Origin of the sequence: Megamonas rupellensis DSM 19944 (assembly GCF_000378365.1) — a bacterium.
GTDB lineage: Bacteria > Bacillota > Negativicutes > Selenomonadales > Selenomonadaceae > Megamonas > Megamonas funiformis.
Genome location: NZ_KB899579.1, coordinates 11,896 through 36,540 on the forward strand (window position 1 = coordinate 11,896; position 24,645 = coordinate 36,540).

General features: G+C 32.6%; 21 protein-coding genes. All 21 read left to right on the forward strand.

The genetic code is table 11. From position 1 onward, the window contains the following. Positions 1 to 66 precede the first annotated feature (66 nt). The 21 genes from F553_RS0106535 to pyk all read left to right on the forward strand — a co-directional run bounded on the left by F553_RS0106535 (position 67) and on the right by pyk (position 24,445). The gene (locus tag F553_RS0106535) at positions 67 to 1,548 is read left to right on the forward strand and encodes a glycoside hydrolase family 32 protein (protein WP_244263941.1); all 1,482 of its coding nucleotides are present in this window, start codon (positions 67 to 69) and stop codon (positions 1,546 to 1,548) included. Positions 1,549 to 1,560: 12 nt separating this feature from the next. Beyond that, positions 1,561 to 2,802: an oligosaccharide MFS transporter gene (locus F553_RS0106540; RefSeq protein WP_018999470.1), complete on the forward strand. Its 1,242-nt coding sequence runs from the start codon at positions 1,561 to 1,563 to the stop codon at positions 2,800 to 2,802. Positions 2,803 to 2,811: 9 nt separating this feature from the next. Further along, a complete protein-coding gene (locus F553_RS0106545; protein WP_018999471.1) occupies positions 2,812 to 3,426 on the forward strand; it encodes a cytidylate kinase-like family protein in 615 nt (204 codons plus the stop codon). 61 nt (positions 3,427 to 3,487) lie between these two features. After that, positions 3,488 to 4,822: an S-layer homology domain-containing protein gene (locus tag F553_RS0106550; RefSeq protein ID WP_018999472.1), complete on the forward strand. Its 1,335-nt coding sequence runs from the start codon at positions 3,488 to 3,490 to the stop codon at positions 4,820 to 4,822. Positions 4,823 to 5,067: 245 nt separating this feature from the next. Further along, on the forward strand, positions 5,068 to 6,549 hold the full coding sequence (locus F553_RS0106555) for a glycoside hydrolase family 32 protein (RefSeq protein WP_018999473.1): 1,482 nt from the start codon (positions 5,068 to 5,070) through the stop codon (positions 6,547 to 6,549). Between the two features lie 156 nt (positions 6,550 to 6,705). Then, positions 6,706 to 8,115: a TIGR00341 family protein gene (locus F553_RS0106560; protein ID WP_018999474.1), complete on the forward strand. Its 1,410-nt coding sequence runs from the start codon at positions 6,706 to 6,708 to the stop codon at positions 8,113 to 8,115. Positions 8,116 to 8,187: 72 nt separating this feature from the next. Beyond that, positions 8,188 to 8,994, forward strand: coding sequence for a Cof-type HAD-IIB family hydrolase (locus F553_RS0106565; RefSeq protein ID WP_018999475.1), 807 nt, complete (start codon positions 8,188 to 8,190; stop codon positions 8,992 to 8,994). Between the two features lie 57 nt (positions 8,995 to 9,051). Beyond that, a complete protein-coding gene (rapZ, locus tag F553_RS0106570) occupies positions 9,052 to 9,939 on the forward strand; it encodes an RNase adapter RapZ (RefSeq protein ID WP_008537958.1) in 888 nt (295 codons plus the stop codon). Positions 9,940 to 9,969: 30 nt separating this feature from the next. Then, complete coding sequence (gene yvcK, locus F553_RS0106575) at positions 9,970 to 11,262, forward strand: gluconeogenesis morphogenetic factor MgfK (RefSeq protein WP_018999476.1); 1,293 nt, start codon at positions 9,970 to 9,972, stop codon at positions 11,260 to 11,262. Between the two features lie 39 nt (positions 11,263 to 11,301). Further along, complete coding sequence (gene whiA / locus F553_RS0106580) at positions 11,302 to 12,261, forward strand: DNA-binding protein WhiA (RefSeq protein WP_018999477.1); 960 nt, start codon at positions 11,302 to 11,304, stop codon at positions 12,259 to 12,261. Between the two features lie 47 nt (positions 12,262 to 12,308). Continuing rightward, complete coding sequence (locus F553_RS0106585; protein WP_015563396.1) at positions 12,309 to 13,040, forward strand: polysaccharide deacetylase family protein; 732 nt, start codon at positions 12,309 to 12,311, stop codon at positions 13,038 to 13,040. A gap of 25 nt (positions 13,041 to 13,065) precedes the next feature. Then, a complete protein-coding gene (locus F553_RS0106590) occupies positions 13,066 to 14,181 on the forward strand; it encodes a hypothetical protein (RefSeq protein ID WP_018999478.1) in 1,116 nt (371 codons plus the stop codon). Positions 14,182 to 14,310: 129 nt separating this feature from the next. Next, entirely contained in the window at positions 14,311 to 14,451 is a 141-nt protein-coding gene (gene scfA / locus F553_RS12310) for a six-cysteine ranthipeptide SCIFF (protein ID WP_008537952.1), read from the forward strand. A 156-nt stretch (positions 14,452 to 14,607) separates the two neighbouring features. Continuing rightward, positions 14,608 to 15,963, forward strand: a complete 1,356-nt coding sequence (gene scfB / locus F553_RS0106600; RefSeq protein ID WP_026296953.1) for a thioether cross-link-forming SCIFF peptide maturase — start codon at positions 14,608 to 14,610, stop codon at positions 15,961 to 15,963. Positions 15,964 to 16,377: 414 nt separating this feature from the next. After that, positions 16,378 to 17,391 (forward strand): type I glyceraldehyde-3-phosphate dehydrogenase, encoded by a 1,014-nt coding sequence (gene gap, locus F553_RS0106605; RefSeq protein WP_018999480.1) that lies wholly within the window; start codon positions 16,378 to 16,380, stop codon positions 17,389 to 17,391. Positions 17,392 to 17,467: 76 nt separating this feature from the next. Then, positions 17,468 to 18,646 (forward strand): phosphoglycerate kinase, encoded by a 1,179-nt coding sequence (locus tag F553_RS0106610; protein WP_008537949.1) that lies wholly within the window; start codon positions 17,468 to 17,470, stop codon positions 18,644 to 18,646. A 32-nt stretch (positions 18,647 to 18,678) separates the two neighbouring features. Beyond that, complete coding sequence (gene tpiA, locus F553_RS0106615) at positions 18,679 to 19,431, forward strand: triose-phosphate isomerase (protein WP_018999481.1); 753 nt, start codon at positions 18,679 to 18,681, stop codon at positions 19,429 to 19,431. A gap of 137 nt (positions 19,432 to 19,568) precedes the next feature. Continuing rightward, a complete protein-coding gene (gpmI, locus tag F553_RS0106625) occupies positions 19,569 to 21,092 on the forward strand; it encodes a 2,3-bisphosphoglycerate-independent phosphoglycerate mutase (protein ID WP_008537947.1) in 1,524 nt (507 codons plus the stop codon). Positions 21,093 to 21,257: 165 nt separating this feature from the next. Beyond that, complete coding sequence (locus F553_RS0106630) at positions 21,258 to 21,956, forward strand: iron-sulfur cluster assembly scaffold protein (RefSeq protein WP_008537946.1); 699 nt, start codon at positions 21,258 to 21,260, stop codon at positions 21,954 to 21,956. 29 nt (positions 21,957 to 21,985) lie between these two features. Beyond that, the gene (locus F553_RS0106635) at positions 21,986 to 22,987 is read left to right on the forward strand and encodes a GGGtGRT protein (RefSeq protein WP_008537945.1); all 1,002 of its coding nucleotides are present in this window, start codon (positions 21,986 to 21,988) and stop codon (positions 22,985 to 22,987) included. A 39-nt stretch (positions 22,988 to 23,026) separates the two neighbouring features. Then, entirely contained in the window at positions 23,027 to 24,445 is a 1,419-nt protein-coding gene (gene pyk, locus F553_RS0106640; RefSeq protein ID WP_018999482.1) for a pyruvate kinase, read from the forward strand. Positions 24,446 to 24,645 lie beyond the last annotated feature (200 nt).

Below are 24,645 nucleotides of genomic sequence, written 5' to 3' on the forward strand. Positions count from 1 at the left end.
ATTTTTATATTTCCAAATATTTTTAATCAAAAATCGAACCGGTTTTATAAATTTATTATAATAGGAGTGAAAAATTTGAAACATAATGAAGCACTATTAAAAGCTGAAAAATTTCAACAAAAAATGGAGACGATTGCACAGAATGATTATTGGAGACCACAATACCATATAGCTGCACCAGCTAATTGGATAAACGATCCTAATGGATTTTGTTTTTATAAAGGTGAATATCATTTATTCTATCAATATCACCCATATTCTAGCCAATGGGGTCCTATGCATTGGGGTCATGTAGCTAGTAAAGATTTAGTAAATTGGGAACTTAGACCAATAGCGCTTGCGCCTACTGATGAATATGATAAAGATGGTTGTTTTTCTGGTAGTGCTATTGAAAAAGATGGAAATTTATATCTATTATATACAGGTCATGTAGATTTAGATAATAGTAATGGTGGTAATGATAGAATTGAAACACAATGTTTAGCTGTTAGCCATGATGGTTTGTGTTTTGATAAAGTAGAAAACAATCCTGTAATTAAATCTTTACCTGAAAATTTAAATATAAAAACAGAGCATTTTCGCGATCCTAAGGTTTGGAAACATGGAGATTGGTATTACACTGTAGTAGGCGTGCAAACTAAAGAGGAAAGTGGGCAAGTAGTTGTATATAAATCTCAAGATTTAATTAATTGGGAATTTTTGAATATTATGGCTACATCTAGTGTAAAAGAAAATTTAGGATTTATGTGGGAATGTCCTAATTTTGCAGAAATCGATGGTCATGAGGCGTTAATTTTATCTCCACAAGGTGTAAAACCAGAAGGTAATAAATTCTTAAATGTACATCAATCTGGATATTTCTTAGGAAAGATGGATTATCAAACAGGTATATTCCATAGAGATAGCAAGTTTGATTTATTAGATTATGGTTTTGATTTTTATGCACCACAGATAATGCAAGATGAAAAAAATAATCGTTGTTTAATGATTGCTTGGCTCGATATGTGGGAAAGTAATATGCCAGAACAAGAAAATCATTGGGCTGGTATGATGAGTATACCACGTGTTCTTGAAGTAAAAAATAATATGATTTATAGTAAACCTGCTGAAGAATTGAGCAAATTACATAAATCAAAAGTACATTATGAACAGGTAATAGAAGAAGCTACTTCTTTTGAGGGTGTAAATGGTGATTGTTATCAATTAGATGTGGATTTTGATTTGAAAAATGCACAAGGCTTTGTATTGAAATTACGTGTATCAGCTACAGAAGAAACAGTAATTTCATATGATAAAGATACTAAAATATTTAAGTTGAATCGCGATAAATCAGGTCGTGGTGTAAATGGAGAACGTGAAGTTGCTATTGAACCGATCGGAGAAAAAATAAATTTACAAATTTTTAGCGACCATTCATCATTAGAAATTTTTATTAATGGCGGACAACGTGTTTTAAGTTCTAGAATTTATCCATCTAAAGAAGCCAAAGGTATAGTATTTATACCAAATGGAAGTATGAATACAAATATAGATTTTTATCAAATTTAAGGAGCGTTTATAATGAAAAATTCAGTTTATTGGAAATTAAGTGCATTCTTCTTTGTATATTTCTTTTCATGGTTGGTATTTTTTGCTTTTCTACCTATATGGTTTGGTCAAAAACTTCAATTAACTGGTATGCAAATCGGAACAATTTATTCTGGAAATGCTATTTTTAGTATGGTATTACAACCTTTTTATGGATATCTTTCAGATAAAATTGGCATGAAAAGATATTTGTTATTTTTTATCGTTATATTAGTTGCTTTAACAGGTCCATTTTTCGTATTTGTTTATGAACCTTTATTGATAAATAACTTTTATGTTGGGGCAGTTATTGGTTCATTTGTTTTAAGTCTTGCGTATTATGCAGGTGTAGCTGTTATTGAATCATTCATAGAAAAATGTGGTCGTATTTATAATTTTGAATTTGGTCGTGCTCGTGCATGGGGTTCTCTTGGTGCTGCTGTAGGTGTATTTTGTGCAGGTCGTGCATTTAATTATGATCCAGACCTTATTTTCTGGATGGCTTCTGGTGGAGCAATTATTCTTCTTTTAATATTATTAACAGTACGTATTGATGAAAGTAAGGCTGATTTTATAAAATCTGAACCAATTAATTTAACAAATGTAAAACATTTATTCAGCATTAAAGATGTTTGGCTTTTCATGATTTTTATTTTAGGTTCTGCTTGCGTATATGGTGTATTTGATCAACAATTTGCTATTTACTATGCTTCTTTATTCCCAACTGTTGAACAAGGTAATGAAACTTTTGGTTATTTGAACTCTTTACAAATATTCCTTGAAGCTGGCGGTATGTGTATAGCACCATTTATTGTTAATAAAATTGGTCCAAAACATGGTTTAATCTTAGCTGGTTCTATCATGACTTTTAGAATGATTGGTTCTGGACTTGCAAATGACCCAATTAGTATTTCTATAATTAAATTATTACATGCTATTGAATTATCTATCTTATTAGTATCTGTATTTAAATATTTGGCTAAGAACTTTGATACAAGATTGTCTTCTGTATTGTATTTAGTAGGTTATCAATTATCAAACCAATTAGGCTCAGCTATTTTATCCCCAATTGTAGGAAATCTTTATGATACTGTTGGATTCAAAGTGGCATATCTATTCTTAGGTGCTGTTGTAGGTGTATTTACTGTATTCGGTGCATTTGTATTGATTTCAGATAAAAGAATACCAAAGGAAAAACAAAGTGAATTAAAAGAATATATTCAAAATGAAGGATAGGTGAGTTAGATGGATAAGAATATTGTTATCAGTATTAGCCGTAAATACGGTTGTGGTGGTCGTGAATTGGCACAAATTTTGGCAAAGAAATTAAATGTCAAATTATATGATAGAAAAATTGTGCATATTGCAGCGGCTAAATTGGAAACTGATGATTTAAATGAAAATGATTTATTAGAATTAGAAAATACTGTTAATCCATTAACTATGGCATTTTTCCCATTTCGTTCATTTGGTATTAATTTAGGCGAAGCAAGTAGAGGTATATTTTTGTCTGAAGCAAAAGCTATTAGAAGATTAGCTAATAGTGGAAGTTGTGTCATATTGGGAAGATGTGCTGATTTTGTGCTTGATGATTTGCCAAATCATTTTTCTATATTTGTTACTGCTGATGATGAGTTTAGAATAGAAAGAGGAAAAAATGTCTATGGCGGTAAAACTCTAAAAGAATTAAATATTGAAGATAAAAAAAGAGGAAGATATTACAATTATTATACAGGTAAAGAATGGGGAGATCCTACAAACTATAATTTAGTTGTAAATGTAAGTAAGTTTTCATTAGATGATGTTGCTGAAGCGATTATAAAATATATTGAAGAAGTTCAAGTAAATAGAACTAAATAATTTTTATTGATTTGATTTTGAGCAAAAATTTATTTTAAATAAATTGAGGAGAGAATTTATTATGTTTAACAAATCTACATTAACTATCACAACATCTGCTTTGGTTTTAATGAGTACGGGAGTAGCAGGAGCTGCTAGTAATCCATTTAGTGATGTTCCTCAAGATAGCTGGGCTTATGATGCAGTAGCAACACTTGCCGCTGATGGCGTAATTGACGGTTTCCCAGATGGAACATACCAGGGCAATAAAACAATGACACGTTATGAAATGGCTCAGATTGTAGCTCGTGCTATGGCAAAAGAAGATTTACAAAAAGCAGATAAAGCTATTGTAGATAAGTTAGCTGCTGAATTTGCAGAAGAACTAGATAATTTAGGTGTTAGAGTAGCAGACCTTGAAAAGAAAAGTGATAATGTAAAATTCACAGGAACAGCTCGTTTACGTTATGATGATGGCGATATCAATGCAACTAACCCAAAAGCTGATTGGGATAAAGATAGTGCAAGCCATGCTCATATTGAATACTGGATTAAAGGAAAAGTAAACGACAATTGGACAGGTGTAAGCCAGATTGAAACAGAATACAATATGAAATCCGATAGCATCACTGCATATGGAGACAAAGATATGCAAGTAAATAAAATATATGCAGAAGGTAATTTCGGCGATAGCATGTTAAAATTAGGTCGTTATGGAGAATTTTCTTCATACGGAAGAATTATCGATACTGAAATTTCTGGTGCAGAATATACATTTGAAGCTGGCGATTTATCTGGAGCATTAACTTATGGTAGATTAAAAGATAGTAGAACATTAGCTGGAACTAAATTCGAAAATAAATCAGGTGGAGAATATGGAGCATATCTTGGAACAGAATATTCTTCTGCTAGATTGAAATATAATCTTAGCCCAGTAACAGCAATTGGTGCAACATATGGTAGATTAAATGAAGTAACAGTAGCAGAAAAAGGCAATAATTTCCAAGATAGTGTAAACTTCTGGGAAGCAGGATTTAATACAAAACTTGCAGACAATTTAACATTAATGGCAGCATATAGTAAATCTGATTTAGATGGAGTAACAGATAGTGTTGGCAGTGAAGTGGTAAATGATGGATGGTTTAGTGAACTTCGCTATAAACAACACAATCCAAGTGATGTAGGTTCCTTTGCAATCTTCACAAACTATAGAAATGTAGGTGCATTCTCAACAATAGATGCAACAGTAGACTATACTGAAAACGTAAGAGGATGGACACTTGGCTTTGACTATGTACCAATGGAAAATACAACAATAGAAGTATTCTACACAACAGGTACACAAGTAAATGCAACAAGTACAGAAGGTAGACAAGATGTAGATATCTTCCGTGCACAAATGGAATTTTATTTCTAATCATATATTATTAATAAATTTAAAAGAACTACTTTTTAAGTAGTTCTTTTTTTATAAAATCTTAATAGTTGTTTAACATTCATAATATATAATATAAATTTTAAGCATATTTAGTTATTAATATAATTTATAAAAAATGGTTGCATTTTTTTGAAGATGGTGATATTATATAAAACCATCAAACGGGTTTTATATATACTCGTGAAATTTTAATTTCATAAACATGAAATATAAGGAGAGAGATTTTGACACATTTAGAAGCTTTAGCAAAAGCAGAACAATATCAAAGTAAAATGGCAAAAATTGCCAAAAAAAGTTATTGGAAGCCACAATATCATATTAGTGCTCCTGCAAATTGGATTAATGACCCTAATGGATTTTGTTATTTTAATGGTGAATATCATGTATTTTATCAATATCATCCATATTCTAGCCAATGGGGTCCTATGCATTGGGGACATGTAGCAAGTAAGGATTTAGTTAATTGGAAAACAAAGCCGATAGCACTTGCACCAACTGATGAATATGATAGAGATGGTTGCTTTTCTGGTAGTGCAATAGAAAAAGATAATACTTTATATCTTTTTTATACAGGACATGTAGTTTTGGATAAAGAAAATGATAAAGATGATGCACAATTGCAAACTCAATGTGTAGCAATCAGTGAAGATGGTATAAATTTTAAAAAATTGGAGAACAATCCAATTATCAATATAGATAGTTTTCCTGAAGATTTAAATATTCTTAAGGAACATTTTAGAGACCCTAAAGTTTGGAAATATAATGATATGTATTATAAAGTAGTAGGGGCTCAAACAACAGAAAAAACAGGACAAGCATTAATTTATAAATCCAAGGATTTATTAAATTGGGAATTTGTTAATGTAATGGCTATGTCTACAGAAGAAGAAAATTTAGGTTTTATGTGGGAATGCCCTAATTTTGCAGAGATAGATAATCATGAAGTATTGATTTTATCTCCGCAAGGTGTAGAGCCAGAAGGTAATAAATTTTTAAATTTACATCAATCAGGTTATTTCTTGGGAAAAATGGACTATAATACAGGAATTTTTGAACGTGAAAATGACTTTGAGATGTTAGATTATGGTTTTGATTTTTATGCTCCACAAATAATGCAGGATGAAAAAAATAATCGTTGTTTAATGATTGGTTGGCTTGCTATGTGGGAAAGCGAGATGCCAGAACAAGAAGAAGGTTGGGCTGGTATGATGAGTATTCCTCGTGTTTTAGAAGTGAAAAACAATAAAGTATATAGTTTACCAATACCAGAGTTGAAAAAATTAAGAAAAAATAATGTGAATTATGATGTAAACTTAGTTCAAAATTGTATTTTAGAAGGAATAAATGGCGATTGTTATGAATTAAATACTGTTTTTGATTTGACAAAAGCAAATGGTTTTAACTTAAAATTGCGTGTTTCTGAAAATGAAGAAACGGTTATTAGCTATGATAAAAATAGTAAAATATTTAAATTAAATCGCGATAAATCTGGTAAAGGTGTAACTGGTGAACGTGAAGTAAAAGTTAATTTACAAGATGAAAAGATTTCTTTGCAGATATTCAGTGATTATTCTTCTTTAGAAATTTTCATCAATGGTGGAGAATATGTAATCAGTTCTCGTATTTATCCTACGCAAGAAGCAACAGGAATTGTCTTTGAGCCTATGGGTGAAATAAAAGCTAAGATTGATTTTTACGAAATTTAATAATAAAAAATAATTATTTTGATAGAAGGATAGATAAAAATTATCTATCCTTTATTTTTATGTAAAAATTTAAAAGTAATATTTTGCTTATTGTTATGAAGTTATTTATAATTAAAGAAAAGTCACAAAATTTATTTTGAGAAAGGGTGATAATTTATGGACTATTTGAAAAAAGTATTATTAGATGTATTCGATTTGAATGCAGATAGGGCATCAATGGAAGAAATTTCCGAGAGAATTGAAAGTGGAGCTTTATTAAAGGGCACGAATATGGCTATTTTAATTTTAGCTATGTTTATTGCTTCTATTGGTTTGAATATGAATAGTACAGCTGTAATTATTGGGGCAATGTTAATATCTCCGCTTATGGGCGTTATTATGGCTATAGGTTATGGTATAGCTACATATGATACGGCTTATGTGCGTAAGTCATTTTTAAAATTATTATTTCAAGTAGGATTTTGTATTTTAACATCAACTATTTATTTTTATATATCACCAATTTCTACGGCTTCTTCAGAGTTATTGGCACGTACAGAACCTACGATATGGGACGTTTTGATAGCATTATTTGGTGGACTTGCAGGGATAATAGGTATAACTCGTAAAGAAAAAAGTAATGTAATTCCAGGTGTAGCCATTGCCACAGCTTTGATGCCACCACTTTGTACTGCGGGATATGGTATCGCTACACATTCTTTGAAATTCTTTAGTGGTGCTTTATATTTATTTTGTATAAATGGTGTGTTTATTTGTTTATCAACTTTTATAGTTTTAAAATTTATTAAAGTTCCTGCAAAACAATATGTATCTATTCAAGTGTTGCGTAGACAGAAATTTTATTTAGCAATTATCGGTATTATAACAATCATTCCTAGTGTATATACAGCTTATCAAAGTGTAAGAGATAATGTAGAAAAAGCACAAGCTACTAGCTATATAAATGAATATTTTAATTATGATGATAGACAAGTAGTTGCTTATCATATAAGAGAAGATAGTAAGACTTTTGAAGTAGTTTTAATCGGCAAAACTTTAGAAGAGACACAGATTGATAAACTGAAAAAAGATTTATTAAATTATAGCCAGCTTAAAGATTTAAATTTAAAAATCATTCAAAATGTTTATGATGAAGGTTATTCAAAGCAAGATATTGAAAAATTGATAAATAGTAGTATTCAACAGCGTGATGGCGTTTTGAATGTGGCTAATAAAGATAGTGATTTGATGAAATATCAAAATTTAAGTGTACAATATTATCCAGCATATCAAAGAATAACGGATAATCAAGCAATCTTAAAAGCTTTTAATACAAAAGGAAAGATTTTATTTCCACAAATTGATAAGATTGAAGGCGGAACAATTAATAATATCAATGAAAAAGGTGAAGTAAATGCTTTAAAATTTATGGTCATTGTATATGTAAAAGAACAATTATCTAGCCAGGATGTAGTGAAATTGAAATCATGGATGGAAAGCGAAGCTAATATGCCTGTGATTTTAAATGTTCAAATTAGTTCTGATAATGAAGATAATATTATTTCAGGGAATGGTATATCTTGGTGATAAATAAAAAATAAATTATGTAAGTTTATGATATAATTGAATAAATTCTTAATGAGAAAAGAGTGTGGTTTTATGAGTATAAAATTATTTGCTACAGACTTAGATGGTACATTATTAAATAAAAATGGTGAAATATCTCCAGCTAATAAACAAGCTATAAAGGAAATGGCAAAAGAAGGTATTATACCAACAATTGCAACAGGTAGAATGTATGAGGCCTCTCGTAGATTTGCTGAACAATTAGAATTAGATGTGCCCATTATTACTTATAATGGTGCTTTAATAAAATCTGTATCTGGAAAAGTGTATTTTGAAGGTTTTTTACCTCCCAAAATTGTCAGTGAAATTTATGATTATTGTAAAGAAATGAAGTATTATTTTCAAACTTATCAAGATGATAAATTATATTATGAAGCTTATACAGATAAGACAAAAGGGTATGAAGAAGGCATTAATATAAAAGGTTATGCCATCGGTGAAAAAGTATATAAATTAGTAGATAGAATTCCTAAAATTTTAGTCATCACTACTAGTAATGAAGAAAGTGATGAAGTGGCAAGGCTTTTTAATGAAAAATTTTCTGGTCAAGCACATGCTGCGAAATCTCAATTTAATTATGTAGAAATAATGGCACCTAATATAAGTAAAGCAAGTGGTCTTCATCATTTGGTAGAAAAATTAGGTTTGGGTATAGATGAAGTGATGGCTATAGGTGATGCAAATAATGATGTTCCTATGTTGAAAGTGGCTGGATTTAGCGCTGTTATGGGAAGTGCTAAAGATGATGTCAAGGCTTGTGGTGATGTAGTTGTGGGCGATTGTGAACATGATGGCGTTGCCGAAGCAATTTATAAATATGTATTGAAAAAAGATATTTGAGCGATTATTATATAAGAATGGATAATGTTCCTAGTTTATAGATTAGAGGTGTTAGATATGAAAGATTTTCGTTTGATAATTGTTACTGGTATGTCTGGAGCTGGGAAAACATTAGCATGTCGTAATCTTGAAGATTTGGGTTATTTTTGTGTTGATAATTTACCTCCTGTATTGATACCAAAATTTGTAGATTTATGTAGTAATTCTACAGAAAATATGCAGAAATTTGTCTTGGTAGTAGATACACGTAGTAAAGATTTTTTTGATACATTTAATCAAGTTTTAGATGAGATTGATGCACAAAAAGTAAATTATCATTTATTATTTATGGATGCTTCTGATGAAGTAATTATTCGTCGTTATAAAGAAACTCGTAGACGTCATCCAATGGACCCTAATGTTTTAGTTAGTGATGCTATTGAACTTGAACGTAAAGCTTTAGATAAAATAAAAAAACGCGCTAATTTCATTATTGATACTAGCTGTTTAAAACGCGCTGAATTGAAAGAACGCCTTACAAAAATGTTTAAAACTGATGATACTGGAAAAATGAATATCAGTATTTTATCTTTTGGGTTTAAATTCGGTTTGCCTTTAGATGCTGATTTAGTTTTTGATGTGAGATTTTTGCCTAATCCATTTTATGATGAAAAACTTCGCTATAAGAGCGGAACTGTGCCAGAAGTGGCAGCTTATATAGAAAAACATGAAGTTACTAAAGAATTTAAGAAGAAATTAGATGATTTAGTAGAATTTTTAATACCACAATATATCAATGAAGAAAAAAGTCAGTTGGTAATTGCTGTGGGCTGTACAGGTGGTATGCATCGCTCTGTATATATAGCTAATCATTTATATAATTTATTAAATGAAAAAGGTTATGTGGCAAATTTAGAACATCGTGATTTGATGAAAAATGAAGTAAGAGAACATAGAGCAAATTGAACATAGTAAAATAAGAAAGTAGGGGATTAAATGCATTTATTAAAATGGCTTTATCCTGGAATGCGATTTAAGCGTTGGTTATGTTTATTTGCTGTTGGTGCACTGCTTACAGGTTTAGGCTTAGCCATAGTATTCAATTATAAATATATAGATAGCATTGAAGAATTTTTATTTTATGCTGTGTATACATGGACAGGTTCATATGATTATATGATAACTGCAATCGTAGGTATAGCTATAATCGTCTTTGGCTTGATAATAATGTTATTAGCTACGAGAATGGTCATTCGTTCATTGATAACAGTGCTTGTTCCTGATAAGTCTGGAAGATTAGTAGATATGATTTATGAACATCGCAAATTGGATAAAGGTCCAAATGTTACTGTTGTCGGTGGCGGTACAGGTCTTTCTGTGCTTCTTCGTGGTATGAAAGAGGAAACTAGAAATGCTACTGCTATTGTTACTGTAGCAGATGATGGCGGTTCTTCTGGTAGACTTCGTGAAGAATTTAATATTGTGCCTCCAGGCGATTTGCGAAATTGTTTAGTAGCTTTAGCAGATACAGAACCAATGATGGAAAAGTTATTTCAATATCGTTTTAGTGGAAATAGTGATTTAGCTGGCCATAGCTTTGGTAATTTATTTATTACAGCAATGACAGAAGTTACTGGCGATATCGAACAAGCTTTAAAAGAGTCAAGCCGTGTATTAGCTGTAAAAGGGAGAGTTTTCCCAGCGACAACAGCTAAAATTCGTTTAAGTGCAACTATGGAAGATGGAACTATCGTAGAAGGTGAGTCTCAAATTCCGTTAGTGCATAAACGCATAAAACGTGTGCATATTTTTCCACACCATGTAGAGCCAGTGCCTTCTTCCATAAAAGCTATCAGAGAAGCTGAAGTCATTGTATTTGGTCCAGGAAGTTTATATACAAGTATAATCCCTAATTTATTAGTGGATAATATTGCTGATGAAATCAAAAAAAGTAAAGCTATAAAGATTTATATTTGTAATGTAATGACTCAACCAGGAGAGACAGATGATTATACAGCTTCTATGCATGTAAAAGCTTTGATTGAACATGGCGGTGCAGGTATAGTTGATTATGTTTTAGTTAATAATAAAGAGATTTCTGCAGAAATGCAGGAATATTATGCGCAAAAAGGTCAATATCCTGTGCTTGTTGACGAAAAAGCTGTAGAAGATTTAGGTGTTGGTTTATTTAAAGCAGATATAATTGATGATTCAGAAATGATACATCATGATTCAATGAAATTAGCACAAAATGTAATGAAAATATATCATACATTAAAAGAAAATTGAGTTTAAAATAGAATAATATATTTTGAAAGTTGGTTTTAGATGCCATCATTTGCAAGTCAAGTTAAGAATGAATTGGTACATGTGTTGGGCTCTCAAGTATGTTGCAAAACAGCGGAATTAGCTGCACTGCTACGTATGGGAGCCACTATTTCTTTTAATAGCAAACATGATTTTGGTATAAATTTTGTTACTGAAAATGCGGCAGTAGCCAGAAAAATTTTGACTTTGTTAAAAGCAAGTGTACCACAAGGTATTCATACAGAAGTTACAGTTAGACGTTCTCGTCGTTTACGAAAACACAATAATTATGCTGTTAGAGCTACACCATCGCCAGAAGCTAGTAGCATTTTGAAGAAATTAGGGTTTTTGACTGCAAAAAATTTATTAGATGCAGGTACTGACCGCAATATTTTACAAAATGATTGTTGTAAGATAGCTTATCTAAGAGGGGCTTTTTTAGGTGGTGGTTCTGTCAATAAACCAGAAGGTGAATATCATTTAGAATTTGTAACAGATAATTATACTTTTGCAAAGTTGATACGTGATTTGTGTCATGAATTATATTTACCTGTAGGGCTTACAGATAGAAAAAATGTATATATTGTATATTTAAAAGAAAGTGAAGCTATTTTAGAATTATTAGCTTTAATTGGTGTAGAGGAAAGTTTATTGCAAGCTTTTGAATCTGCACGTAATTTAAAAGAAATTAGAAATCAGGTTAATCGTTTAGTTAATTGTGAAACTGCTAATTTACAAAGAACGATTAATGCTGCTATGAAGCAAATTGAGAATATAAATTTATTGATAAAATATGACGAATATGATGAGTTACCGAAAGTATTAAAACAAACGGCTAATTTACGTTTAAATAATCCAGAGGCTTCGCTTACCGAGTTGGCGGAATTGTTAAATTGTAGTCGTTCTGCGATTAATCATCGCATGCGTAAGATTGATGCTTTAGCAATGCAAATCAGGAAGGACAATAGTATAGAAGAATGAATTTAAAAAAAATAGCGTTGAGTATAATACTTTTATTTGTAATATTTATGGGTGGAGTGATTGCTTCAGTATATATTTATCCACCAAAGGGAGTTATGATTTTTGAATATCATCGTGTCAATGATGACACTGTAGATACAGATGATTATTCTTTATCTAGGGAACAATTTCAAGAACAATTGGATTATTTTAAGGAAAATAATTACCATACAATTTCAATGATGGATTTTATTCGTGCTGAAAAATATGGTGAAGAATTGCCAGAAAATCCTATTATTATAACTTTTGATGATGGCTATGAGGATAATTATACTAATATGATGCCTATGATTAATGCAATGGGTATGAAAGCCACTATGTTTATGGCAACTAATTATATTGGTAAAGAAAATTATGTTAGTTGGCAACAGTTGAAAGAAATGCAGGATAATAATATTGAAATTGGCAGTCATACGGCAAATCATTTACCATTGACTGAAGTAGAAAATTTGGATAATGAAATTAAATTATCTAAATTATTGATGGAATGGAATGGATTAAAAACAATATATTTCTTCTCTTATCCTAATGGAGTTTATACAAAGGAAAGTATTCAGTGTTTAAAGGATAATAATTATTTAGCAGCAGTAACAGGTGATGCTGGATATAATACTTTTAAGACTGATAAATATTTATTACAACGAACAAATGTGTCAAATTATCGTTTTGGCTATATAGGTTTTCAATGGCGTATATTAAAGACAAAAATTTTATATAGATTAGGAATTAATCAGCATTAATAAAGGATAGGGGTATTTTTTGTTTATGAAAAAAAATAAGATTTTTTCATTTATATTATCATTGACAATGATATGTAATTTTACATTAGCTCAAGCTCAAGATAATAATGAAAAAGATTTAAAAAACACAATAGTTTTAGCAAATAAAGATAAAGATGTAGAAAAATATGAAGCCGATAAATTATTATTTATGGAAACAAAAGATGATGATACTACCCTTTTATTTTCTGATTCTCCTGAAACTGTGGAGCAAGATGGGATTTTATATCAAGATACAGTGAAAGGTGATACACGATTATTGTATTATCACTTGAATGGAATGAAGGAAGATAAAAAAATAGCTGTAGTTATTCAGAATATGTCTGATAAATCTAATGTGGTTAAAGTAACAAAAGAAGCTGTAGCAGGCCCTAGTGAAGATTATCTTTATGTAGGAAAAGTAACTATGCAAAGATATTTTAATAGTCATGAAACTAGAGAAATAGAACTTGCTCCATATAGTAAAACTTTTTTGCGTGTAGAAGATGATGAACGTATTGTGCCAAGTGGTGGTTTAGTATATGGTCTTTTTGATTTTTATGCGCAAGAACCATTAAAGGTGAGCGTAGTAATTGCACCTACTGATAAAAATTTATTAAGATATGTAAATTATGCGCCTATTTTGGAAAAAGACCAGCATCGTTTAAGAGGAACGTATGAGGGAAAAGAACGCTATTTAACAAATAGAAGAGCTTATAATCCAGAAGAAATGGGAAAAGCGTATTTTTATATAGGTGATAATAAAACAGACCTTTATAAATATGGTAAAGATAATACCGATAATTCTGTTACACAAAATTTTGGTAATTATGGCATAGTATATAACTTTGAGCCTAAACTTGAAGGCAAAGGAAAGACAAGTTTTTATCTTAAGCCTTTAGGTGGAGTTTATGCTGGTGCTATGGCAGTAAAAGTTGGTGAAAATGGTGAATATAAAATGATTTCTACACCAGATGATTTGCCATTCTTTGGTCATGAAAAAGATATTAATTACTATGCTTATTTAGGAACATATAATAATAGTGATAAATTAAGCTTTTTATATACACCACCAGGAGCATCAAATTTACCAGTACAAATTATTTTAATACCAGAAAAATAATAGAAAATGAAAAAAACTACTTGAAGATGATGATTTTCAGGTAGTTTTTTTTATATATTTTGCTAGACTTGCTTATTTGATTAAAAACATATACAATATTATATATTAAATCGCAAAGGAGAGATAAGTATGAAACATATTAAAACTGTTAACAAACCTTACCTTCAGGCTACTATTAAAACTGGCGGTTGTGGCGAATGCCAAGCTTCTTGTCAGTCTGCTTGCAAAACTTCTTGCACAGTTGGCAATCAGGTTTGCGAAAAACACTAATATTTCTCAAGTAGGGGGCTGTATTGACAGTCCCTTTCTTAGTGATTTTAAAAAGTTTAAAATTTATGGTAATAAATAACTCAATTATAAATTTATATATTGAGTTTAATTATAAATTATATTTATTTTTAGAGGTGTGAATTTTAAATAATGGTTATGAGTAATAAAATACACAAGTTTTATCAAAATGGAATGTACATATTATTAGATGTAAATAGCTCTACTGTACATTTAATTGATAAAACTGTTTATGATGTAATGGATTATTTTGATGGCACAAATGATGAAGAAGTAATTAAAAATTTGGCTGATAAATATGATGAAAAAGACCTTCGTGAAATTTTAGAAGAATTACATGAATTAATGGAACGTGGAGAATTATTTGCTCCTGATATTGATGTACCTCCATATTTTGGCGAAACAGGTCTTGTAAAATCCATGTGCCTTCTTGTAGCAGAAGATTGCAATTTACGTTGTAAATATTGTTTTGCTGGTACAGGTGATATGGGTCATGACCGTCGTTTGATGACAAAAGAAGTTGGTAAAGCTGCTGTTGATTATATCATTGCACATAGCGGTAAACGTAAACATTGCGAAATTGACTTTTTCGGTGGCGAACCACTTGTTAATATGCCTGTTGTAAAATATGTAACAGAATATGTACGTCAAAAAGAAAAAGAAACAGGAAAAGTATTTAAATTAACACTTACTACAAATGGTGTTTTATTAAATGATGAAAATATTAAATGGCTCAATGATAATAATATCAGCATGGTATTAAGCCTTGATGGTAGAAAAGAAGTTCATGATTATATGCGTCCTGATGTTGGTGGACATGGCACATATGATAAAGTTGTTAAAAACTTTAAAAAATTAGTTGATTCCCGTGATGGCAATAATTATTATTTACGTGGTACATTCACTAATCGCAATATGGACTTTTCTAAAGATGTACTCAGCATGGCTGATGAAGGTTTTGATATTTTATCTGTAGAGCCAGTTGTATTAAAAGATTCTCCATATGGCTTTACAAAAGAAGATTTACCAAAAATCTTTGCTGAATATGATAAATTAACAGAAATTTATTTAAAACGTAAAAAAGAAGGTAAAGGTTTCTTCTTTTTCCACTTTAATATCGATTTAGAACATGGCCCTTGCGTAGCTAAGCGCTTGAGTGGTTGTGGAGCTGGTCATGAATATTATGCTGTAGCTGCAGATGGTAATATGTATCCTTGCCATCAGTTTGCAGGCAGAGAAAACTATATGCTTGGAAATGTATTTGAAGGCGTAAAAAATAAAGAGCTTCCAAAAGAATTTAGAAAAACTCATGTATTAAGCAAAGAAAAATGTCGTGATTGTTGGGCTAAATTCTTCTGTAGTGGTGGTTGTCATGCTAATGCTGACTTATTCCATGGCAATATCCATGAACCATATGAACTTGGTTGTGAATTACAGAAAAAACGTTGTGAATGTGCTATTGTAGTAAAAACTGCTGAAAAATTTGGTTTATAATTCATTTATAAAAATGTAATATATTTTAATTAATATACAGTTTACACTTTGAAAAAGAATTTTTCTCTATAGAAGATAAAAAATACATCTTGGAGAAAAATTCTTTTTTCTTTACAAGAAAATATATTTTTATAAAAATTTTGTAAAGATTTTGTTAGATAAATTATTTTTATTAATAGGATAATAAATTTATAACGGAAAAACTGCTGATTTAGATTGACAATTTGATATAATTTATTGTATTATAATCCTAGTGAAAAACTTAGACATATATTTGAACGATAATTTATGATTATACGTCTAGTGGTCTAATTAAGTTGTTATAAGCTAGAGTATGTATTTACATATTTTAGTTAAATATTATTCCAGTAAACTGGAAAAATTTTTTTTTACTTTTTAGGGGGTATTTTAAAAATGGCAGTTAAAGTTGCTATTAATGGTTTCGGCCGTATTGGTCGTCTCGCTTTCAGACAAATGTTCGATGCAGAAGGTTATGAAGTTGTTGCAATCAACGACTTAACAAGCCCAAAAATGCTTGCTCACCTTCTTAAATACGATTCTACTCAGGGTAGATATGAATATGCTGACAGCGTTGAAGCTGGTGAAAACTCCATTACTGTAAATGGTAAAGAAATCACTATCTATGCTAAACCAAATCCTGAAGAATTACCTTGGGGCGAACTTGATGTAGACGTAGTTTTAGAATGCACAGGTTTCTTTGCTTCCAAAGCTAAAGCAGAAGCTCATATCAAAGCTGGTGCTAAAAAAGTTGTTATCTCCGCTCCTGCTGGTAACGATCTTCCTACAATCGTTTACAATGTAAACCATGAAACTTTAAAAGCTAGCGATACAGTTATTTCCGCTGCTTCTTGTACAACTAACTGCTTAGCTCCAATGGCTAACGCTCTTAACAAACTTGCTCCTATCCAGAGCGGTATCATGACTACAGTTCATGCTTACACTGGTGACCAGATGACTCTTGATGGCCCTCAGCGTAAAGGTGACTTACGTCGTTCCCGTGCTGCAGCTGTTAATATCGTTCCTAACTCCACTGGTGCTGCAAAAGCTATCGGTCTTGTTATTCCTGAATTAAACGGTAAATTAATCGGCTCCGCACAGCGCGTTCCTACCCCTACAGGATCTACTACTATTTTAGTAGCAGTTGTAAAAGGCCATGTAACTGTTGATGAAATCAATGCTGCTATGAAAGCTGCTGCAACTGAATCTTTCGGTTACACTGAAGAACAACTCGTATCCAGCGATGTTATCGGTATGAGATTTGGTTCCCTCTTCGATGCAACTCAGACTATGGTTGCTCCTATGGAAGATGGCAACACTCAAGTACAAGTTGTTTCTTGGTATGATAACGAAAACAGCTACACTAGCCAGATGGTTCGTACAATTAAATACTTCGCTGAACTTAAGTAATTTGATTTGTGCAGCCTTTTATGGACCGGTCTTAAAAAGGCCGGTCCTATTTTGAATTTACGGAGGGTTTTATTTAATGAATAAGAAATCTATTAGAGACATTGATGTAAACGGTAAAAAAGTCTTTATTCGTGTAGACTTTAACGTACCAATGGACGAAAATCAAAACATCACTAATGACAAACGTATTCGTGCTACATTACCTACTTTAAATTATCTTTTAGAAAACAATGCAGCAATTATTCTTGCTTGCCATGTTGGTCGTCCAAAAGGACAGAGAGTTCCTGAATTATCTGTTAAACCTATCGTTGCTAGACTTTCTGAACTCTTAGGTAAAGAAGTTAAATATGCTGAAGATTGTGTTGGCGAAGCTGCAAGTAAAGCTGCTGCTGATTTAAAACCAGGTGAAGTATTACTTCTTGAAAACCTCCGTTATCACAATGAAGAAACTAAAAATGATCCTGAATTTGCAAAACAACTTGCTTCTTTAGCAGATGTTGCTGTTGATGATGCATTTGGTGTATCTCACAGAGCACATGCTTCTAACGCTGGTATTGCTCAGTATGTAGAAGTTGTTGGCGGTTTCTTAATTGAAAAAGAAATTCAGTTCATTGGTAAAGCATTATCCAATCCAGAACGTCCTTTCGTTGCTATCATTGGTGGTGCAAAAGTTTCTGACAAAATCGGTGTTATTTCCAACTTATTAGAAAAAGCTGATGCAGTTGTAATCGGTGGCGGTATGGCAAATACATTCCTCGCTGCTCAAGGTAAAGGTATTGGTTCTTCTTTATTCGAAGAAGAAAAATTACCACTTGCTAAAGAATTACTTGCAAAAGCTGAAGAAAAAGGCGTAAAAGTATTCCTTCCTGCTGAAGTTGTTGTTGCAGATAAATTTGCAGCAGATGCAAATCACAAAACTGTATCCGTTGATGAAGTTCCAGCTGACTGGATGATTCTTGATAACAAATTCAGCAAAGAATGCCAAGAAGCTTTAGAAAATGCAAAAACAATCGTATGGAATGGACCTATGGGTGTATTCGAATTTGATGCATTCGCTCATGGTACTGAAGATATCGCTCATGCAGTTGCTGAATCCACTGGTATCAGCATTGTTGGTGGCGGTGACTCCATTGCTGCTCTTAAGAAAACTGGTCTTTCTGACAAAATTACTCACATTTCCACTGGTGGCGGTGCTACATTAGAATTCCTCGAAGGTAAACCAATGCCAGGTATTGCAGCTATTGCTGACAAATAATAAAAATAAATTATAAAGAGGTTGATTTGATAATGCGTAAACCTATTATTGCTGGTAACTGGAAAATGAACAATACAGTAGCTGCTGGTACTGCTCTTGTAAAAGAATTAGCTTCACTTGTAAAAGATAACAATGCTGTAGATATCGTTGTATGCCCAACATTTACTGCTCTTGCTGCTGTTTGTGAAGCTGTAAAAGGTACTAACATTCACGTTGGTGCTCAGAACGTTCATTGGGAAAAAAGCGGTGCTTTCACTGGCGAAATTTCCGCTGAAATGCTCACAGAATTTGGCGTTGAATATGTTGTAATCGGTCACTCCGAACGTCGTGAAATGTTTGGTGAAACTGATGAATATGTAAATAAACGTGCAAAAGCTGCATTAGCTGCTGGTATTACTCCTATCGTTTGCTGTGGTGAAACTTTAGAAACTCGTGAAGCTGGTACAACTAATGATTTCGTTAGTGGTCAGATCAAAGCTGCACTTGAAGGTTTAACTGCTCAGCAAGTTGCTAGCCTTGTTATTGCTTATGAACCAATCTGGGCTATCGGTACTGGTAAAACTGCTACATTTGAACAAGCTGAAGAAGTTTGCGCTTGCATTCGTGAAACTGTTAAAGCTATGTTTGATGAAGCTACTAGCGATGCTGTTCGTATTCAATATGGCGGAAGTGTAAAACCTGCTACTATTGATGGTTTAATGCAAAAACCAAACGTTGATGGTGCTTTAGTTGGTGGCGCTTCTTTAAAAGCTGCTGATTTCAGTGCTATTGTTAACTTTAAATAATTTTTATTATTGATGAACCGTGTGGCACATGGGGATTGCCTGTAATGCAGGAAGCACACATCATAGTAAATTATAAAATGATTTTAACTGGTGTGTGCTATGCTATTTTAAAATTAATAGATTGAGGTAGTGTAATAATGTCAAAACTTAACGCTCCTGTTGCTTTAATTATTATGGATGGTTGGGGAGTTGGCGATGCTCAAAGCACAACTAATGCTGTTAATGTAGGTAAAACACCTGTTATTGATGGTTTAACAGCAAAATATCCTCATGCTCAACTTGCTTGCTCTGGTGAAGCAGTAGGTCTTCCTGATGGACAAATGGGAAATTCCGAAGTTGGTCATACAAATATTGGTGCTGGTCGTATCGTTTATCAAGAATTAACACGTATTACAAAAGCTATACGTGAAGGCGCATTCTTCAAAAATCCTGTATTTTTGGATGTTATTAATGCTGTTAAGAAAAACAATGGTGCGCTTCATTTAATGGGATTATTATCCGATGGTGGCGTTCATAGCCATAATAGTCATCTTTATGCACTCTTACAGCTTGCAAAACAAGAAGGCGTTGAAAACGTTTTCGTTCATGCTTTCCTTGATGGACGTGATGTACCACCATCTAGTGCTGCTGATTATTTAGCTGAGCTTGAAGCTAAATTAAAAGAAATTGGCGTTGGTAAAATAGCTACAATTTCTGGTCGTTATTATGCTATGGACCGTGATAAACGTTGGGATCGCGTTCAGAAAGCTTATAATGCTATCGCTTTAGGCGAAGGTGTAAAACAAGCTTCTAGCGAACTTGCAATTAAAAATTCTTATGAAGAAGATACTACTGATGAATTTGTTGTTCCTGTTGTTGTTGGCAACTATGCAGGTATGACAAGCAATGATGGAGCTATTTTCTTTAACTTCCGTCCTGATAGAGCACGTGAACTTACTCATGCTTTTGTGGATACTACTTTTGATGGCTTTGCTCGCAATGAAGATTTGAAAATTACATTTGCAACAATGACTCAATATGAAAAAGGTATGAATGTAGAAATTGCTTATAAACCTGAGTCTTTAACAAATACTTTAGGTGAATATGTAAGCAAACTAGGTTATACTCAACTTCGTATTGCAGAAACTGAAAAATATGCACATGTAACTTTCTTCTTTAATGGCGGTATTGAACAGCCTTATGAAGGTGAAGATCGTATATTAGTACCTTCTCCAAAAGTTGCTACTTACGATTTACAACCTGAAATGAGTGCTATTGAAGTTACTGATAAAGTTGTAGAAGCTATTTTATCTAAAAAATATGATTTCATCATTTTAAACTATGCTAATGGTGATATGGTTGGTCATACAGGTGTTATGGAAGCAGCTGTAAAAGCTGTAGAAACTGTAGATACTTGTGTTGGTCGCTTTGTAGATGCAATAAAACAAGTTGGCGGTACTGTATGTATTACAGCTGACCATGGTAATGCTGAAAAAATGTTAGATGAAGAAACTAAAGAAGCATTTACAGCACATACTACAAATCCTGTACCATTTATCGTAGTTTCTGATAAAGTAAAAGAAGTTAAAGATGGTGCTTTATGTGATATTGCTCCAACTTTATTGAAATTAGCAGGTCTTGAAGTTCCAGCAGAAATGACTGGAAAAGCTTTAATCGATTAATATTATCTTATTGGCAGATTAAGTTTTAACATAAGATTATATTATTGAAATAAGAAAAACTATTGTTATTTTAAGTTTTAGTTTCATAAACTTGAATAATGATATCATATAATGATATAATGTATATCGTGTATAAAATGTATATATTAAGGAGAGGAAACAAAGATGATCTATTCACAAGAAGTGTCTAATATGACATGTGTGGCAAAAGGCATTGAAAAACATGGCCCAGCTCCAATTCCTGAAGAAGGCAAATGGGTACAGGCTAAAGAAATTAAAGATATCAGCGGTTTAACTCATGGTGTTGGCTGGTGTGCTCCTCAACAGGGTGCATGTAAACTAACTCTTAATGTTAAAGAAGGCGTTATCCAAGAAGCTTTAGTAGAAACTATTGGTTGCTCTGGTATGACTCATTCCGCAGCTATGGCTTCTGAAATTCTTCCTGGTAAAACTATTCTTGAAGCATTAAACACAGACCTCGTTTGTGATGCTATTAACACTGCTATGAGAGAATTATTCCTCCAGATTGTATACGGTAGAACTCAGACTGCATTCTCCGAAGGTGGTCTTCCTATCGGTGCTGGCCTCGAAGACCTTGGTAAAGGTTTAAGAAGCCAAGTTGGTACTATGTATGGTACACTTGAAAAAGGTCCTCGTTATCTTGAACTTGCTGAAGGTTATGTAACAAGAATTGCTCTTGATGCAGAAGATCGTATCATTGGTTATGAATTCGTTCACCTCGGCAAAATGATGGAAATGATCACTAAAAAAGGTATTCCTGCACAGGAAGCTTTAGAAAAAGCAAAAGGTACTTATGGACGTTTTGCTGACGCTGCAAGATACGTAGATCCTCGTAAAGAATAATACAAGAAAATAGGAAGGAATGAAAATAAATGGCATTGTTTGAAAGTTACGAACGTCGTATTGACAAAATTAACAAAGCTTTAGACAGCTATGGCATCTCTTCTTTAGAAGAAGCTAAAAAAATCTGTGATGATAAAGGCATAGATGTAGCTAAAATCGTTAAAGATACACAGCCAATCTGCTTTGAAAATGCTTGCTGGGCTTACACAGTAGGTGCAGCTATGGCTATTAAAAAAGGTACTACAAAAGCTGTAGAAGCTGCTAAAATTATTGGTGAAGGTTTACAGGCTTTCTGTATTCCAGGTTCTGTTGCTGAAAACAGAAAAGTTGGTTTAGGTCATGGTAATCTTGCATCCATGCTTTTAAGTGAAGATGCAAAATGCTTTGCTTTCCTTGCTGGTCATGAATCTTTTGCTGCTGCAGAAGGTGCTATTAAAATTGCTGAAAAAGCAAACAAAGTAAGAAAAGAACCATTAAAAGTTATTTTAAATGGTCTTGGTAAAGATGCTGCTCAGATCATCTCTCGTATCAACGGCTTCACTTATGTTCAGACTCAGTTTGATTATGCTACAGGTGAAGTTAGTGTAGTTAATGAAACTGCATATTCTAACGGTCCTCGTGCTGCTATCAAATGCTATGGTGCAGATAGCGTTCAAGAAGGCGTTGCAATTATGCACAAAGAAGATGTTGACATCTCTATCACTGGTAACTCTACTAATCCTACCCGTTTCCAACATCCAGTAGCTGGTTGCTACAAAAAAGAATGTATCGAAAAGGGTAAAAAATATTTCTCCGTTGCTTCCGGTGGCGGTACTGGTAGAACATTGCATCCAGATAACATGGCAGCAGGTCCTGCTTCCTATGGTATGACTGATACTATGGGTCGTATGCACTCTGATGCTCAGTTTGCAGGTTCTTCTTCTGTTCCTGCTCACGTAGAAATGATGGGTCTTATCGGTATGGGTAACAACCCTATGGTAGGCGCTAGCGTAGCAGTAGCAGTAGCTATTGAAGAAGCAATGAGCAAATAAAATTTATTTATTATTATTATTTAGGTGGGGATTTTAAAAATGTTAAAGAAAACAAAAATCGTTTGCACAATGGGTCCTAACTATGACAATGGTACTGAACTTTTAGAAAACGTTATTGAAAACGGCATGAACGTTGCTCGTTTCAACTTCTCTCATGGTGACTATGCAGAACATGAAGAACGTATTAATAAAGTTAAAGAAGTTTCCAAAAAAATGGGTAAAACTGTATCTTTAATGCTTGATACAAAAGGACCTGAAATGCGTCTTGGCGATTTTGCTGAAGGTAAAGTATACCTTAAAAAAGGTAATAAATTCACTTTAACTAATGATGACATTCCAGGTGACGAAACTCATGTTTCCATCAATCACAAAAAACTTTACACAGAAGTTAAACCAGGTAATACTTTATTACTTTCTGATGGTCTTGTAGGTCTTCATGTTGACGAAATCGTAGGTAAAGACATCGTTTGCACAATTTTAAATGATGGTCCTATGAGCACTCGTAAACGTGCTGCAGCTCCTGGTGTATCCCTCGGTCTTCCTGCTATTTCTGAACAAGATAGAAACGATATCATTTTCGGTATTGAACATGATATGGATTTCGTAGCAGCTTCCTTCATCCAACGTGCTGAAGACGTTGAAGCTATCCGTGCTCTTATTAAAGAACATGGCGGACACATGGAAATCATTTCAAAAATCGAATGTGTTGAAGCTGTTAAAAATATTGATGCTATCATCGCTGCTTCCGACGCTATCATGGTTGCTCGTGGTGACCTTGGTGTTGAAATGCCAGCTGAAGAAGTTCCACTTATTCAGAAAGATATCATCAAAAAATGTAACAAACTTGGTAAACCAGTTATCGTAGCTACTCAGATGCTTGAAACTATGACTTCTAACCCACGTCCAACTCGTGCAGAAGCTTCTGACGTTGCTAACGCTATCTTTGATGGTGCAGACGCTATCATGCTTTCTGGTGAATCCGCTAATGGTGATTATCCATTAGAAGCTGTTTCTACAATGAACGTTATTGCTAAACGTGTAGAACAAGCTCTTGAATACAAAGAAATCTTCGTATCTAAAGGTTTCACTCATCACAATGTTTCTACAACTGATGTTATCGCTCATGCTACAGTACAGATGGCTTATGAACTTAGTGCACAAGCTATCATCACTCCAACTGAAAGCGGTTACACTTCTAAAGTTGTATCTAAATATCGTCCAAAAGCTACAATTATCGCTTATACTCCAAATGATCGTGTAGCTCGTCACTTAAATCTTCGTTGGGGCGTTGTTCCAGTAGAAGGTAAAGCTTGGGACGATGTTGATGAAATGATCGCAACAGCTACTGCTGCATCTGTTCGTCAGGGCATTGTAAAACAGGGTGATAAAACAATCATCACTTCTGGTATGAAATTTGGTGAAGGTAACACAAGCACAATCCGTGTTCATACTATCTAATTAATTCAGATTTAGTAGATTTTAAACACATGTGTTAATGATTAAAATAACCTTAGGGCTAAAATGCTCTAAGGTTATTTTTTTATTTTTATTAATTATTGAGTTGATTTTTATTTATAATAAATATTGATAATCTATCTCGATTGTGATAATATATAAATAAATTGAGAATAAAAATCATTTACTAAAAATATTATCAA